Below are 16,829 nucleotides of genomic sequence, written 5' to 3'. Positions count from 1 at the left end.
CCAAATATAATTAAATTATCAGTTTTACGGATTATATCCCCTATATATTTTGCTGTTTTTTAAAATTTATTTCATTTATTTGGGGAAATAACTTGAATAAGTGAGACATTTAAAATTTTGACCCCATGATAAGTTTCTATCTTTTACAAGAGCTTTCAGTGTCTTTTATCCCCAATTTGTAAAGAATTTGATGCAGTAAACACCAATTGGACATGGAGTTTTGTAAAAGATTGGCGCCTACAAAAGCCGTTATCCAAAGCCAATTTTTGTTGTCGGTGGCGTAGGTGAGTGAGATGCTGGACAAGATGAGTATTCCTGCAAATGCGTGTGCTATTCTTTTGAACTAAACCATCAGTAGCTTTTCCCTAAAAATACGCAAATTCAGACACAAAAAAAAGAGCCCTTTCTTACAGGCTCTTCCCATGTTTTAAAATTTTTTGTCGATAATCCCATAAGCAGTTGAAAAAGCTTTCAAAGCTTCCGTTCAACAGGGTTTTTATTGTTCGTGCTATGCACGCAACGAAGACCTAGCTATTGGCAGAAGACTCTATTGTTTAGTGAAAATTAAGTTTTTTGTATCGGGTAGGTAAACAGTTAAATCCGAACCCTGTGGACAATTTACAAGTACAATACTTTCTGGACGATAATCCCATAAAATTTGATTTGCATTGATTTTACTTAGATAAATGTCGCCCCAACCAACATTACAATTGGTACCACTATAATAAAAAACAATCTTATTTTGGGCTGGTTTGGAACCAAAGCTGTATAATTCAATATTCGGAGTGCTTTGACTATCCTGTAATATGTTACCATTAGAATTTTTCACAATATATTGTATAACTAATGCATCTCTATAAAAATTTTTATTTACTCTTTTTTCTAATTTATCTTCAACTTTTGTTATAAAAAGAGTAACTTCATTTCCTTCAAAATTTGCTTTGTAAGTACCTACATAAGGATTAAGCTCGTTGTTAAAGTCTTTAACATGAGCATTTGCTGGTATGTTTTCCAAAAAAGTGTTTAGAGGTAAAACTTGTTGGGCGTTGTAATTAACAGTCCATAGTATAATAAAGACTATAGCGATTTTATTGATTATTGTTTTCATAGGGTTATATTATTTTTCATTTCTAATCCTTCGGGTAAAACGAAAACTTGCTTATTAGCCGCAGTCTTTATTTTAGATTAAATTTCATTCCAATATTGAACAAATAATTTTCCATTGCATAGTTTTGAGTTTGTTGGTGATTATTAAAGTCTTTTCCGGTTATTGAACCTCTTTTTGCACCAGCCAACGACTCAAAACCTACAAAATAAATTATTTTTTCAGTGTTATAATTTAAATTTATTCCGCCAGTTATTTTAATAAAAAAATTACCATAATCTTTTTTCACTTCAGCGGGATAATCATATTTGTTTGAAATTTCAGAATTTATAGAAGTTCCAAGTCTTAAACTTCCAGAAAGGCTTCGATATATTTTGAAATTGTAATTAGCAGTTATTGGTAAACTAATGATTATACCATCGTATTTGCAAGTGAAGAATTCATATTGATTAAATAACATTCCGGTGCCTACTATTTTTGAATATGGAAAAATAATTTGGCTTTCATAATATTTTAATTTTCCCATTACACTAAAATTCTTATTCAAAATATATTCAACTAAAATTCCTCCTTGAACTGAAATCTTTTTAGTGTCATTTATAAAGTCAGACTGATTTATGTTTATTCCAGTTTCGGCTCCAAATAAAAATCTATTTTCTGTGATATTCTGTGCAGGAATATTTACTGAAAAAATAATCATCAAAATTGTTAAAATTCGTTGTAAATCGTTTGTTTTCATATGATTGTGGCTAACTGGTTTGCAGCTTTATGAAGTGCGGAGTTTGATTATTAAGCACTTATACAATCCCGATACTAAGCAGAAAGACATTTTACTTTAGCTAAAATATAAAAATTAGTAAAAGAAAATGGCTTTTTGCGAGTAATTTCTCAAAAATTTCAACGCAAGAGCCAAAACTCTGCATTTCACAAAACCGTCTGTTGAACTTAATCTTCGGACTGTAGCTGCTTCCTTTCAACAGGGTTTTACCTCATTCTTATTATTTTTATGGATTCGATGAAGGGTCATTTCATTTCTAACCCTTCGGGCAAAACGAAAACTTGGTTATTGTACATAGTATTTGTTTTTAATAAATTCAAATTATTTATAATATCGAATGTTCTAAATTAACGGTTGCCAAATGTATTTTGGTTTTTATTTCTTGCTTTTGGTTAAATTTTACAGCTACTTTCAGTGTTTTTTATTCCTATTTTTTTTAGAATTTGATGCAGTAAACACCAATTGGACATGGAGTTTTGTAAAAGATTGGCGCCTACAAAAGCCGTTATCCAAAGCCAATTTTTGTTGTCGCTGGCGTAGGTGAGTGAGATGCTGGACAAGATGAGTATTCCTGCAAATGCGTGTGCTATTCTGTTGTACATGATTTTGAATTCTAATTTATTATTTGTAATCCTTCAAGGATTTTAAATCCTTGAAGGATTGAATAAAATTTGATAAATAAAGGGTTTAGATAGATTTTTCAATATCCCAACAAACCAAATGGATTTTTGTTTGAATATCTTGTTTTAGGTTGAAGTTTTCTACTTCAGAAAAAATCTCATCTGCACATTCTTTGTCTGATATTATGGTAAACTGCACCGAATCTGTCGATATTTCGTCGCTAATAAACCAAGATTGCAAATTATTATGATTTTGATAGCCTTTAACTTCTTGCATGGTAAAAGCCTTAATTTTTGAATGTTTTAGAATATTTTTTATCTCTTTTTCATATTCTTCAACCGCTATGATGAGGATTATTTTCATGTCTTTTATTTTAAATGTCAATGTTTTAAAGAACTTTTCCAAAGTTCAAAACTTTGGAAAAGTTTTTATTCTCAATCCAAATTTTTTCTCTGGATTTTCTCCCATTTTTTCTTTTCGGTGATGTAGTAAATCAACGGAACGACAATCAAAGTCAGTAGGGTAGAAACCACCGCTCCGAATACCAAAGATATCGCCAAGCCCTGGAAAATAGGGTCGAACAAGATGATTACAGCTCCTATCACAACCGCACCGGTTGTTAACAAAATTGGAGTTGTACGCACCGCACCGGCTTCTATAATCGCTTGTTTTATAGGGATTCCTTCCTTCAGTCTGATCTCGATAAAGTCGATTAACAGCACCGAATTTCTTACCATAATTCCTGCCAAAGCAATCATCCCGATGAAAGATGTTGCGGTAAAGAAAGCTCCCAACAACCAATGTCCCAGGACAATACCGATGAGCGAAAGAGGTATGGCAACCATCATCACAATTGGGGTTTTAAAATCTTGGAACCAACCAACAATCAGCATATAAATAATGATAATCACCACGGCAAAGGCAATCCCTAAATCTTTAAAAACTTCTAAAGTAATTTGCCACTCTCCGTCCCATTTTACGGTATAATTATCCTCATTTTTGGGTTGTCCCATGTAGATTTCGTTTAGGGAATAACCTTTAGGAAGTTCTATTTTCTTTAATTTTTCTTCCATACCAAGGATGGCATAGACGGGGCTTTCCAATCCACCTGCCATATCGGCAAGTACATATACCACCGGCATTTGGTCTTTTCTGTAGATGGTTTTTTCCATTTCCGTTTTCTCAATTTTCGAAACATCGCTTACAGAAACCATCCCGCCTGTGCCTTTTATTTTTAGATTGGTCACTTCTTGTATGCTGGTTTGGTCGGCATTTTTCAATTTCATCACCATTTCTACAGGGTCGTTGGATTTTTCATCGTAAAGATTTCCAATAGGATGTTTCCCGGTAAGATAGGTGAGGTTGCCCACAATTTGTTGTGGTGCAACGCCGTTCAGCATGGCTTTCTCCTTGTCCGGAATGACTTTGAATTCGGTTTGAGGTGCTTCTACCATCCAATCGATATCCACAACATCATCGGTTTTCTTCAGAATGTTTTGTACTTTGTCTGCAATTTCAACCTGTTTGTCGTAGTTGGGACCGTATATTTCGGCAACGATGGTCGATAAAACCGGTGGGCCGGGTGGAACTTCTACAATTTTGACATTGGCATTGTATTTTTCTGCAATCTTCTGAATTTGAGGTCTAATTTTCTTTGCAACATCGTGGCTTTGTTCGGTTCTATCGTCTTTATTCAGAAGATTAACTTGGATGTCGGCGGTATTTCCACTGCCTCGCATATCGTAATGTCTTACCAATCCGTTGAAGGTAATTGGTGCCGAAGAACCTACATAAGATTGATAATTGACTACTTCAGGTACGGTTTTTAGATACTGTGCGATGTCTTGTGCCACAGCTCCGGTTCTTTCCAAAGTGGTTCCTTCTGGCATATCAATCACCACTTGTATTTCGTTTTTATTGTCGAAAGGAAGCATCTTAACCGCTACCCATTTGGTAAAGAAAGCACCAACAGATATCAGTAAAAGTACCACCGTTATGAGCATCATGGTATTTCTTTTTTTACCAGAATCCAAAAGCGGTTGTTCTATTTTTTTATAAATTTTATAAATTTTACTGGTTTCCAAACCTTCTTCTTCCTTAAGTGCTTCGTTGTCTTTTACTTTAAGCAAGTGAAAACCAAGATAAGGCGTAACGGTAAGTGCGATAAACAAGGACAGCAACATGGCGATGGATGCACCAATCGGCATTGGACTCATGTAAGGTCCCATCATTCCGCTCACGAAAGCCATTGGCAATATCGCTGCAATAACGGTGAAAGTGGCCAAAATGGTTGGGTTACCCACTTCGTTAATGGCATAAATGGCGGCCTGTTTGAAGGGAAGTTTTTTCATGTGGAAATGCCTGTGCATATTTTCAGCGATGATGATGCTGTCGTCCACCACAATTCCGACCACAAAAACCAGAGCAAAAAGCGTAATTCTATTCAAGGTATATCCTAAAATATAATAGCTGAACAAGGTTAAAGCAAAAGTTAGAGGTACGGAGAAAAATACGACCAATCCGCCGCGCCAACCCATAGCAAACATCACCAAAACCGTAACGGCAATAATGGCAACACCAAGATGTAATAACAATTCGGAAACCTTATGCGAAGCGGTTTCACCATAATTTCGGGTAACTTCTACATGCACATCAGACGGAATAATATTTTTTTTCAGTTCATCTACTTTGGTCAAGATTTGTTCTGAAATCTTCATGGCATCGGCGCCTTTCACTTTAGAAATAGAAAGGGTAACAGCAGGATATTCGGATTTGTACTGATTGCCTTTTTCCACAGCATTTCCGTATCCAAAATTGACATAATTGATAGGATCTTCGGGGCCGTCTTTTATCTGAGCCACTTGTTTTAGATAGACCGGCATGTTTTGAGAAGTCCCGATAACCAAATTCTCTACATCTTCTGCAGAATGTAAAAATTGACCAGATGTCAGCAGATATTCAGTATCATTTGCATTAAATTTTCCTGACTGAGAACTTCCGTTGTTGGCCTGTACCATTTGCATTACCGAAAGAGGATCGACTTGCAATTCGGCCATTTTATCTTTGTCCAAAATAATTTGAAGCTGACGGTTTCTTCCACCCAGAATTTTGGTCAGCGAGACATCTTTTATTTTTTTTATTTCCGAAGATATTTCTTCCGTGATGCTTCTCAGTTCATCGTCCGAGAGTTTCTCGCTCCAAAGGGTAAGTCCCAACATGGGAACATCGTCTATGGAACGGGTTTTCACCAACGGTTCCATCACCTCTTTTGGGAGGATGTTTCGGTTTTTCATCAGTTCGTCGTACAATTTAACATAGGAGCGTTCGGTATCTTCGCCCACCAAAAATTGTACAATAATCATGGCTTGACCGTTCATTGCCATAGAGTGGATGTGCTCTACACCTTTGATGTTGGAAATTACTTTTTCCAACGGCTTTACCACTCGGCTTTCTATTTCTTTGGGAGAAGCACCGGGATATCCCACCATGACATCCGCCATGGGGATGATGATTTGGGGTTCTTCTTCTCTGGGTATTAATGTGGAGCTGTACACCCCGATGATCATCAACGAAACCATCAAAAGTATGGTCAGCTTGGAGTTGATGAACATCTCGGCAATACGCCCTGCGAATCCTTTTTCCATTTTTTTTTTAGGTTAAGGTTAAGATTGAGGTTAAGGTTGAGGCTTAGGTTGAGGCTTAGGTTGAGGCTTAGGTTAAGATTAAGGTTAAGATTAAGTATAGAAGTAAATATTCAAAAACCCAATTACTCAAAAACTCAATCACTTATTACTATTTTACACTTATTTTTGCTCCGTTATACAATCTTCCGTTGGCATTGGTGATGTACTGTTCTTTGGAATTTAATCCGGCCAAAACTTCTACTTTGTCGCCTAAATTTTTTCCTAATTTTACCCATCTTAATAGGGCTGTGTTTTGAGAACTGATGACATAAACGCCTGTTAGTTGTCCTTGCTCTACCACTGCAGATGTTGGTATGGTAAGGGTTTCTTGGAAATCTTGGTTTATTTTTCCGTGACTTTTAAATGGAAATTCTACATGGGCAAACATCCCCGGGAGAAGATCTTGCGTTTGATGCACATTCACTTTTACCATAAATTGTCCACCCGTATTGGCAGCCGATTTTGACACTTCGGAAACGGTACCGGAAACGGTTTTGTTGATGGATTTTAAAGATACTTTTACAGGCATTCCTTGACTCACTTGGTTGATGTTTTGCTCGGAAACCAATACCTGAACCTGCAAATTGGATGGAGATTCTATGGTCAAAATAGGCATTCCCGGACTTGCCATGTCACCTTGTTCGGCATATTTTGCAGTGATGGTTCCGGAAATGGGAGCAGAAATATGGGTGTATTTGTATTGGGCATTGACCTCATTTTTCATTTGCTGAGCTGCTTGTAAACCTGCCGAAGCCATTTCGTATCGCGCACGCATATCGTCCAATTCTTTTTGCGAAGCCGATTGGTTTTTGAATAAATTTTGAAATCTTTCAAAATCTTTTTTTGCCGAATTGTACGCCGCTTGTGCCTGTGCAATTTGTGCGTTGGCTTGTCCGCCTTTGGCTTGAATATCCGTTGAATTGATGCTGACTAAATTTTGTCCGGCACGAACATTTTGCCCAACTTCGGCTTTTAGAAAAGTGATGTAGCCCATCATTCGGGTTGAAATATTAACCGAATTTTTAGCTACCAATTTTCCACTGGCAGTGGTATTTCCACTTTCGTTGGACTCCACGGATCTGCTTACCGATACCTCGATGGGTACTTCTTTATTGACCGATTTTTTTGCATCGTCTTTGGAGCAGCTGCTCAGTAGCAGTACGACAAGTGCAATGCTGGTGATGATGTATTTATTCATTTGTTAAATTTTAAATTTTGGATTTTAATTTTGGATTTTGTATTTTTTTGATGTCGCTCCTCCGGAGCTTTTTCAGTTTTAAATAGAACAATTTATCTATGTTCAATCGTTAGTTTCTATCTCAACTTTAAAGTAATTTAGTTTGTGTAACTATTTGGTTATTTGGAAATAATATTTCTTTTACTTTGCTATTCATCCGACAACCATCAACCATCAACCATCAACTACTTCGATTGTAAAAACTGATAATAATCCACCGCTGTGTTGTATTCGAAAATGGCCTGTTGCATTTCCAATTCTTTTTGGGACATCAGGGTTTCTGCGGTGAGCAAATCAGACGATTTTTCAAGACCTTGGTCGTAGCGGTTTTTGCGGATTCTGTAGGCTTCGGCACTTTGCTCTAAAGCGAGTTGGGTAAAAGTTACTTTATCGTCGGCATCTGCAATTTGTCTTTCAGCCTTGCTCAGTTCCAGTTGGCTTTGTTTGGTATATTGTTCAATTTCCAGCTTTGCTTTTGTTCTTTCAGATTTTATTTTTTCTTGTTCGCTTTTGGCTTTCAATCCATCAAAAACATTCCAAGAAAGCTGAAGACCTGCCAAATATCCGTTGGCATCGAAGCTGGCGATTTTTCTATCGTGCATTTCGAAAGATCCAAACGCATTCAGCCTTGGCAAAAATTTGGATTTGGATGCTTTGTCCATCCAATCGTAGGCTTCAAGGGATTTTTGATACGCCCGAATGTCTTTTCGGTTTTCGTTAAGCAAAGTTGGATTTAACAAAAAAGAATTGTTGTACACCAAATTTTCTGAGGGTTTAAAGATTTTTCCGGATTTGTCTTCGTTCAGTAAGAAAAAAAGATAATCGGAAGCATTTTTGATGTTGGAATTTGCCAATTGAAGTTGGCTGTTGATCTCGCTCAGTCGGACCTCAATGTACAAAACATCGGACTTTTGGATGATGCCGTTTTTGAAATAATTGTCGATCACTTTTTTATTTTCCAAAGTCGTTTGTTTGGCATTTTGCAGCGTTTCCTCCATTTTATACGCCAGTTGAAGCATTCCGTAGGCTTTTTTCAGTTCGAACAAAAGATATTCGTGGGTTCTTTCGGCTTTCATTTTTAGGGCTTCAACTTTTACCTCTCCTGCTTTTTTTAGGTACATCGCATCCATGTTGATAATGGGTTGTAGCACTTCGACCTTGGTGGCGAAGTTGGAAATTCCCTTAGGATTATTGAGATCATCGGGATTGAAATCCATCATGGAGATTCGTTCCTGGTTCAGTTTGGATCCGAAAGCCATGAGCGGATTGTTGGTGTGGGTAAAGGTATAAGACGCTTTGATGTCTGGTAAATAGGCAGCTCTGGAACCTAAAAGTTCGGATTGGGCAAGATTAATTTCAGCCTTTGCTAATTTTACTTGAAGATTTTCGTCCAGAGATTTGCTTTCCAACTCGGCTTTGGAAATGCTAATAATATTCTGACTAAAAACAGCAGTAGAAAACACGATACTGAAAATAGAAACCAATAGTTTTTTCATTTTGTCTAATTTGATGGCAAAATTATATTGACAAAATCTATTTTACAGTGATGTTTGTTACAGAAGGAAAAAGAGGGGGAAATGGTTAATGAATGAAATTGAAATTAAATCTCAAAAATTTTGGCGTTGTTATCGATTTGTTTTACAATGATTTCTGTTCGTTCTTTATGGGTATCGGTGATGAACATCTGACCAAATTTTTCGTGATTAATCAAAGAGATGAGTTGAGAAACACGAAGGTCGTCCAGTTTATCAAAAATATCGTCAAGAAGGAGGATGGGGTTTTTACCGGTGAGTTGTTTTAACCTATTCAGTTGTGCCAATTTTAGCGCAATAAGAAAGGATTTTTGTTGTCCCTGCGAACCCATTTTTTTGATGAGTTCACCGTTCATTAAAAATAGCAAATCGTCTTTGTGTACGCCTTTGGAGGTGTAAGTAAGTTGACGGTCTTTCTCCAAATTTTCTTGAAGAATAAGGCTGAAATCTCCTTTTTGAAGTGGCGATTCGTAGTGCACCTCAACCGTTTCTTTAGCACCAGAAATGGTTTCGTAAAAAAGTCGAACAATAGGACTGAGTTGTTCTATAAACTCGGATCTTTTCTCGAAAATTACCGTTCCGTATTTGGTGATCGGTTCGTCGTAGATTTCCAAAGAATCTCTATCGAATGTTCTGTTTTTAGCAAAATATTTGAGAAGTGCATTCCGTTGTATAATGGTTTTTTGGTACTGGATCAGGCTGTAAAGATAGTCGTGATCGGTTTGGGAGATCATGGCATCCAGAAATTTCCTACGGCTTTCTCCGGAGTCCGAAATCAGGTTGGCATCGTAAGGAGAAATGGTTACACAAGGCAAATATCCGATGTGATCGGCTATTCTATCGTAGGTTTTATCGTTTTTTTTAATGATTTTTTTAGCTTCTTTTGCATATAAAACCTTCAGATTGTCGATTTTATCATCGTTCTGAATGTTGCTTTCTATGCTGAAAAAATCTTCATTGTTTTTGATGTTTAGAACATCCGAATTTCCCAAAAAACTCTTGCCCATCGCAGTATAAAACAAGGCATCCAGGATGTTGGTTTTTCCAACACCGTTATTTCCTACAAAACAATTGATTTTTGCTGAGAAAGAAAATTGTTTTTCGCTGTGGTTTTTGAATTGGATAAGGGATAAATTCTGAACAATCATGCCTCAAAAATACTTCAATAAAATTAAAAACAAAAACGGCAATGCCGAACAAGATTCGACCAAGAAAGAAAAGTACCAGTCCGGTCTTGAATTTTCTGAAAAATAAATGAGTATTAATGTAGGTACCGACGCCAATAGAAAAGCCAAACTAAAATCAGGTTGTAGTATAGCATTTGAAATTATTACGGAGGAAATGATCATTGCTGCAGCCAAAATTTTGGTTTTCTTTATACCAATCAGGTTGGGGAAGATCATCACATTTTCTCTTTTCATATCCCGAATATCAAAGGGGAGAACCAATGCCGTAATATAAATGAAAGAGATGAAAAATATGCCCCAACTAAAATACGGGAAACTGAGCCACGCATTCATTAAGCCCCAAATAAATCCAACATAAAATATCTTGAGCAGTGGAATTTTTCGGATGTTAAAATTGAGAAAAAAACTGTTGTATAACAGACCCAGTAAGCAGATAATCAGCCATTTGTATAATCTTTCAATGTTGTGATTCTGGATGATCAGAAGCGAACAGAAAATGCCGGCAACTGCACATATCACCAAAGAAAGTTTCATTTTTTTTGAATTTTGAAATTTGGTATAGGTGTATCCGCCAAAATAAGTTAGAAAAATCAGAAAAAATGTTGGAAAACGGAATGTGTTTTGCTCAAGCATAAAAAATGTTGCCAAAAATGTCCCCATCAGCGAAACATATATTTGGCTGTCAATAACATATTTTTTTAGTAATTTTAAAAAATCCATTTTCACAAAGATACTCAACTCGTACTGAGTTTCTATAAAAAAAAAAAATACAACTTATGAATAGATTCCTTCAACTCTTAATTTTCACTTTAATATTCTGTAATTCTGGATATATGAAATCACAAGATTTTTATCAAAAACAATGGAAAGAGATCGATAAACTTAGCAATTCTGGGCAGTACAAATCGTTGTTGCCAAAGGTTTTAGAGCTTCAAAAACAAGCCGTCAAAGAGGAAAATGCCTTAGAAATCATCAAATCGTTAAAAGCCGAATTTTCCATTTTAAAAAATACGAATAACGATGAGAAAAATAACGAAGCTTCCGTTTTTTTTGGTAAAATTTTATCCTTAGAAAAAAACACAAACGGGAACGATCGTTGGGTTTTTGAAATACTGAAACATGAATTCATTGCGGATTATTATGAACAAAATTCTTGGAAAATTAACAACAGAACCAACATCAACTCTCAGGATCTCACAAAGATTGAAACTTGGTCTGAGTTGGATTTTAAATTGTATTTACAAAAAAATTATGCAGAACTGTACCGCAATAAAGCATCGTTAAAGAATGTCAAACTGATGCCTTACCGCTCAATTTTCGATAAGGCGGAACATTTAGAGTATTTCCCGTCGTTATTGGAATATTTTGGGAAAAATTATATAAATTTTTTGAAGAGCAATGAGCTTTTTACGCCATTGGAAAGAAAAGAAAATCAGACCCAAATCACGACCATCGAAAACGATTTGATAGCAGAAAATACGGGAAATGCCAAACTCTATTTTCAGCTTCAAAAAATAAAAAACGATTGTGCTAATGGTTCATGTAAAAACAAAATAGAACAACTTACTTCTCTTTATCAATCGCCTACAGAAGGGGATTACAAAGTGTATATCGCTAAAGAAATTGTTGTTTTGTTAATGTCCAAAGAACAATTTACAGATGCCATGTCTTGGATTGCAAAAGCCGAAAAAGACCATCCTAAGTCACCTTTTTTAATTGAACTTCGCTTTTATAAAAATCAAATTGTACAGCCGAATCTCGTTGTGAAGTATGAAAAAACGACCTTGGCGAATAGACCCATACAAATGGTTGCAACTTATACTAATTTGGATCGTTTTCAGTTGAAAATATATTCGGTTAAAGGCAATGAAGCTGTTATCCTAAAATACATTCAGAATGCTTGGCAAAATGATATTTTTAAAACATTAAAAAAATCTCTTGTAAAAACTCAAACTTTTAATTTGTTGCCAACTCAAGATTATAAAAAGAAATCTACGGCTTTGGATGTTGGGGTTTTGCCCTCCGGATTGTATGTCGCAGAGTACGAAGTGGAAGGTAAATCTATAGACAATTTTTATTTTATAGTAACGAATACGGCTGTTATTTTTCAGCAAATAAGCTATTCGCCAAATGTACAAAATACTTGGAAATTGGTTGACAATTACGATGGAAAACCGTTTGCAAATACACCGATTTCTTTATTTCAGTTGGATGATAAAGAACTAAAACAAACTGATTTAATAACCAAAACAGACGGTAGTTTTTCGGCTGCAAATTCGGTAATGTATAATGCTACTTGCCTTGTGAAAAATAAGCTAACAGACGATTATTCTCTTGTAAAATTTGAACAACAGGTTAAAGTACATCATAATTTTGATAACCCCGATCAAAAGAAAATACAAATGTTTTTGGATAGAGCCATCTACAGACCCGGTCAAACGCTTTATTTCAAAGGGATTGCAACTCAATTGCTCAACAAAAAAGAGTCTGTAGAAAATAACCGAAAGGTGGTGCTGAAATTGCTTGATTCTAATGGACAAGAAGTGGATTCACAAAACTTTACAACAAACAGTTTTGGGTCTTTTCAGGGGAATTTTGTATTGCCAAAAAATAAAGTGAACGGTATTTTTTCCCTAAGAATCGACAATGAATCGTTGGTGTATTTTAGAGTTGAAGAATTCAAAAGACCCAATTTCGAAGTAGAATTTTCCAATATTAAAGAGGAATATCAATACGGTAAAACGATTGAGCTGAAAGGAAAAGCCGTTTCTTTTTCCGGAATTCCCATTGCCAATGCAACGGTAAATTATGAAATTATAAAAAGAAATATTCGTTGGAAGTATTTTAACTGGTATCATGAAAATACAGATAACGATAATTCCATTTTAGGTTCAACAAAAACCAATGAAAAAGGAGAGTTTACCGTAGCATTAGACTTGAAAAAAGATGAAAATCTGGATGGGATACAAGTGGATAATTATAAAATAAAAGCTTCGGTTGCCGACATCAACGGAGAAAGTCAATCGACCGAAAAATCGATTTTGGTTTCTTCGGTATCGCACCATCTATCTCTTTCGGATGTTAAATTCAATTATTTTTCAGATGAAAATATTTCTGTAAAAGTTGAAGCGAAAAATTACAACAACCAGATCATTAAAAAACCTTTCACCGTAAAATTGTCTAAACTCATAAGTCCTAAAAAGCTGTATAGAAGTAATTTTGAAAATGAGATTCAGAACGATCCGATGATGTCTGAAACCGATTTTAATCTAAAGTTTCCACACGATTATTTTTCGAATGAAGAGAAAAAAGATAAGGTAGAAAAAGTGATTTTTGACCAAAAAATGCAACCTGTAGAGGGCGGTATTTACCAAATCATGGACAAACTGGAAGTGGGAAATTACAAACTGGAAGTCTATAATGTAGAAGGTAAAGACACCATAATAACATCACAAAAATTTGAGGTTTTCGACAAAAAATCTTTGAGTTCCAAACTTCCATTTCTAAAAGTTGTCGAAGAAAAAAACGAATACAACAGAAACGATAAAGCTAAATTTTATATTTATTCTGGTGTGAAGGATGCTTTGGTACATATTTATACACAAAATGGCGATGGAAATACCAAATACGAAACCGTAAAACTGAACAACGGGTATTATCTTTATGAAACCAAACTTCCAAATGACGAAAGTATTTCGGATCTTGATTTTCAGTTTCAGTTGGTCGCATTGGGTGATGTACAAACTCAAACAAAAAATATTAAAATAAAATCCGAAAAGAAAGGATTGAATATAGAAACCATCACTTTTAGAGACAAGTTAGAGCCTGGACAAAAAGAAAAATGGACGATAAAAATTACAGGCGACAAAAACGAAAAAGTGAATGCCGAAGTCTTGGCGAATATGTACGACCAATCTTTGGATCAGTTTGCCTCCAACGATTTCGTTTGGAACCCACTCTATGAAAAAATACAGAGGTACATCAATTATTTTAGAAACTCCAAACAGGATATAGATAGATTCAGTTATTATAAAAGAATTCCTTACATAAAGTTTGTAGAGATTTACCAACCCCAATTTAGATGGATGGATGACTATATATACGCCAGAAAGAAGTACAAATCGGAAAATAGGGTCTATTCAGAAAGTAGTCCGGCTCCTTCGGTAGATATGATGATAAGAGGAACATCCAATTTTGGTTCTACTGCGGCTACTGAAGTTGTAATGGGGTATTCTAAAACCGCAACGAAACTTAAAAATCTTAATGCAGATTTATCTGGAGTAAAACTAAGAGAAAACCTTAGCGAAACGGCATTTTTCTATCCAAATTTATTGACTGACAAAGATGGAAATGTATCATTTGAATTTACTTCACCGGAAGCACTTACCCGTTGGAAACTCATGTTTTTGGCACATACCAAAAATGCAGAAGCCGCTACTTTGGAAAAAACCGTAGTTACCCAGAAAGAATTTTCCGTAACTCCCAATTATCCTCGATTTTTAAGGGAAGGCGATGAGTTGATCTTTAAATCAAAACTGAACAATCTGTCTAAAGAAAATTTAAACGGAACGGTTCAGCTTCAGATTTTGGATGCATTTTCTAATGAAGATATTTCGTCTAAATTCAATTTAAATGACATTCAAAAATCATTCACGGTAAAGGCTGGTGAAAGTACGATGGCTTCTTGGACTCTAAAAGTTCCGAACGGTGCCGAAGCTATCGTCATCAAGACCGTTGCCAAGACTGGAAATTTCTCCGATGGCGAACAAAAAGCAGTGCCCATTTTACCCAATAGAATTATGGTAACCGATGCCGTCCCTGTTTTCGTAAAAGAAGGTCAAACCAAATCTTTTGTGCTTGAAAATTTAGCCCAAAACAAATCCACCACAGCAACCAACATTTCCAATTCGTTGGAGCTAACGACCAATCCGATTTGGGAAGTTATTTTCGCATTGCCCGGTTTGAAAAACGATAACAACACCTCAGCAGATGTCGTCTTCAACAAATGGTTTGCAGATGTATTGGCTGCGGAAATTTTTAGAACAAACCCAAAATTGAAATCCGTTTTTGAGGACTATCAATCCAAAGGTTTACTTGGTTCTAATCTGAGCAAAAATCAAGAACTGAAACAACTTCTGTTGGAGGAAACTCCTTGGGTTTTGGACGCTAAGAATGAAGAAGGACAAATGCAAAAAATAGCCAGACTCTTTGATGCCAATACCATGCGAAATTCCATTAACCAAGATTGGGACGAGCTGAAAAAACTCCAAAATACAGACGGTGGTTTCTCTTGGATGGCGGGTTATCCAAGTTCGTATTCGTCGTCATTGTATATTCTGAAACAGTTGGGTAAATTAAATTCTTGGCTAAAAAATACTCCAAATGAGTATCAATCTACGGAACAAAATGAAATGGTGGGCAGGTTGATACGATTTGTTGATCAAGAGTTGAATCGCTATTTTGAAGTAAACAAAGGAAATGCATGGTCCAATTTTGCGCTGGACTATTTGGACACCAGAAATTATTGGGAAAGCCAATATCCTCTTTCTGGAAATGGTAAATTTTTGAAAAATTTAGTCGTTCAAAAAGCTAAAAAAGCTGAAATTGAAGATTTTTCGTTCTTCGGATTGCATAGAGCTGCACTCTTGTTCAACGATTATGGCTTGAAAGAATTATCGAAAAAACTGATGACTTACCTGAAAGAAACTTCGGTTGAAAGCGATAACCAAGGTGCATATTGGAAATCGAATATTGACAATTGGGGTTGGTACAATTCTCAATTGGTCAACCATGCAGGTGCTTTGGAAGCTTTTGAGAAATTGGGTAACGATCAAAAATTCGTAGAGGAAATGAAGATTTGGCTCATCACCCAAAAAGAGGTTTCGCATTGGGATACCAGCAGAAGTACAGCAGAAGTCATTTTTACCATTCTGAATTCTGGAAAATCTTGGACCGCAGATGCTTCGGACAAAGCAGAAATTCTTTGGGGTGGAAAAGAGATGCATCCACAAACCAAAGGTTCTGGATATCTAAAACAATCGGTTTACTCGGAGAAGATGGATGAAAGTTTGGCAACTGTCAGCATCAAAAAAGACAGTCCGGGAATTGTGCAAGGGGGCTTGTTTTGGCAATATTATGAAGATTTGAACCAAGTGAAATCTACAGAAAACTACATTTCGCTAACCAAAGAATTGTACAAAAAAGTGAAAACGGTAAACGGTGAAGAATTGCAGAAGATCACAGAAAACGCTCCATTAAAAATCGGTGACAAAATAACAGTTCGTATGATCCTGAATGCAGATAGACCAATGGAATTTGTTCTGCTTAAAGACATGAGAGCTGCCGGTTTGGAGCCTGTAGATGTGCTTTCCGCATACCAATGGAAAAATAATTTGGCGTATTATCAGGTGACAAAAGATGCTTCTACCCAATTTTTTATTGAGTATTTGCCAAAAGGCCAATTCGTTTTCGAGTACGATTTGGTAGCCAATGTCTCTGGAGTCTTCAGCAACGGAATTACAACTTTGCAAAACTACTATGCCCCACAAATGAACAGCAGAACCCAAGGTACAAAACTGATAATTGAATAATTTTTTAAGTTTCAAAACAAAGAGCTTTGCTACTTGGCAAGGCTCTTTTTTCGTATCAATTTTTAAGGGAAATAACGGCTTGTATCAATCTCTTTC

General features: G+C 35.9%; 11 protein-coding genes. 1 reads left to right on the top strand and 10 read right to left on the bottom strand.

The genetic code is table 11. From position 1 onward, the window contains the following. Nucleotides 1-136 precede the first annotated feature (136 nt). From EIY84_RS07230 to EIY84_RS07185, 10 genes are all read right to left on the bottom strand, one after another. Nucleotides 137-334 (bottom strand): YgaP family membrane protein, encoded by a 198-nt coding sequence (locus EIY84_RS07230; RefSeq protein WP_124641700.1) that lies wholly within the window; start codon nt 332-334, stop codon nt 137-139. A gap of 213 nt (nt 335-547) precedes the next feature. Beyond that, nucleotides 548-1,108, bottom strand: coding sequence for a DUF6705 family protein (locus EIY84_RS07225; RefSeq protein ID WP_124641698.1), 561 nt, complete (start codon nt 1,106-1,108; stop codon nt 548-550). A gap of 67 nt (nt 1,109-1,175) precedes the next feature. Further along, nucleotides 1,176-1,844 (bottom strand): outer membrane beta-barrel protein, encoded by a 669-nt coding sequence (locus EIY84_RS07220; protein WP_124641695.1) that lies wholly within the window; start codon nt 1,842-1,844, stop codon nt 1,176-1,178. Nucleotides 1,845-2,275: 431 nt separating this feature from the next. Next, complete coding sequence (locus EIY84_RS07215) at nt 2,276-2,485, bottom strand: YgaP family membrane protein (protein WP_124641693.1); 210 nt, start codon at nt 2,483-2,485, stop codon at nt 2,276-2,278. A gap of 85 nt (nt 2,486-2,570) precedes the next feature. After that, nucleotides 2,571-2,867: a P-II family nitrogen regulator gene (locus EIY84_RS07210; RefSeq protein ID WP_124641691.1), complete on the bottom strand. Its 297-nt coding sequence runs from the start codon at nt 2,865-2,867 to the stop codon at nt 2,571-2,573. Between the two features lie 71 nt (nt 2,868-2,938). After that, nucleotides 2,939-6,148 (bottom strand): efflux RND transporter permease subunit, encoded by a 3,210-nt coding sequence (locus EIY84_RS07205; protein WP_124641689.1) that lies wholly within the window; start codon nt 6,146-6,148, stop codon nt 2,939-2,941. 148 nt (nt 6,149-6,296) lie between these two features. Beyond that, nucleotides 6,297-7,385 carry an efflux RND transporter periplasmic adaptor subunit gene (locus tag EIY84_RS07200; RefSeq protein ID WP_124641687.1) on the bottom strand — a complete coding sequence of 363 codons (1,089 nt, stop codon included), beginning with the start codon at nt 7,383-7,385 and terminating at the stop codon, nt 6,297-6,299. A 224-nt stretch (nt 7,386-7,609) separates the two neighbouring features. Then, entirely contained in the window at nt 7,610-8,920 is a 1,311-nt protein-coding gene (locus EIY84_RS07195) for a TolC family protein (RefSeq protein ID WP_124641685.1), read from the bottom strand. Nucleotides 8,921-9,024: 104 nt separating this feature from the next. Continuing rightward, nucleotides 9,025-10,104, bottom strand: a complete 1,080-nt coding sequence (recF, locus tag EIY84_RS07190) for a DNA replication/repair protein RecF (RefSeq protein ID WP_124641682.1) — start codon at nt 10,102-10,104, stop codon at nt 9,025-9,027. A 3-nt stretch (nt 10,105-10,107) separates the two neighbouring features. Further along, entirely contained in the window at nt 10,108-10,677 is a 570-nt protein-coding gene (locus EIY84_RS07185; protein WP_241154753.1) for a hypothetical protein, read from the bottom strand. A gap of 299 nt (nt 10,678-10,976) precedes the next feature. Here EIY84_RS07185 and EIY84_RS07180 point away from each other — a divergent pair, with 299 nt between their 5' ends. Then, complete coding sequence (locus EIY84_RS07180; RefSeq protein WP_241154752.1) at nt 10,977-16,733, top strand: alpha-2-macroglobulin family protein; 5,757 nt, start codon at nt 10,977-10,979, stop codon at nt 16,731-16,733. Nucleotides 16,734-16,829: the final 96 nt, after the last annotated feature.

The sequence above is a fragment of the Amniculibacterium aquaticum genome (assembly GCF_003852705.1).
Classification (GTDB): domain Bacteria; phylum Bacteroidota; class Bacteroidia; order Flavobacteriales; family Weeksellaceae; genus Amniculibacterium; species Amniculibacterium aquaticum.
Note: the sequence above shows the minus strand (reverse complement) of the source record. Positions and strands in the feature narration are given on the sequence as shown.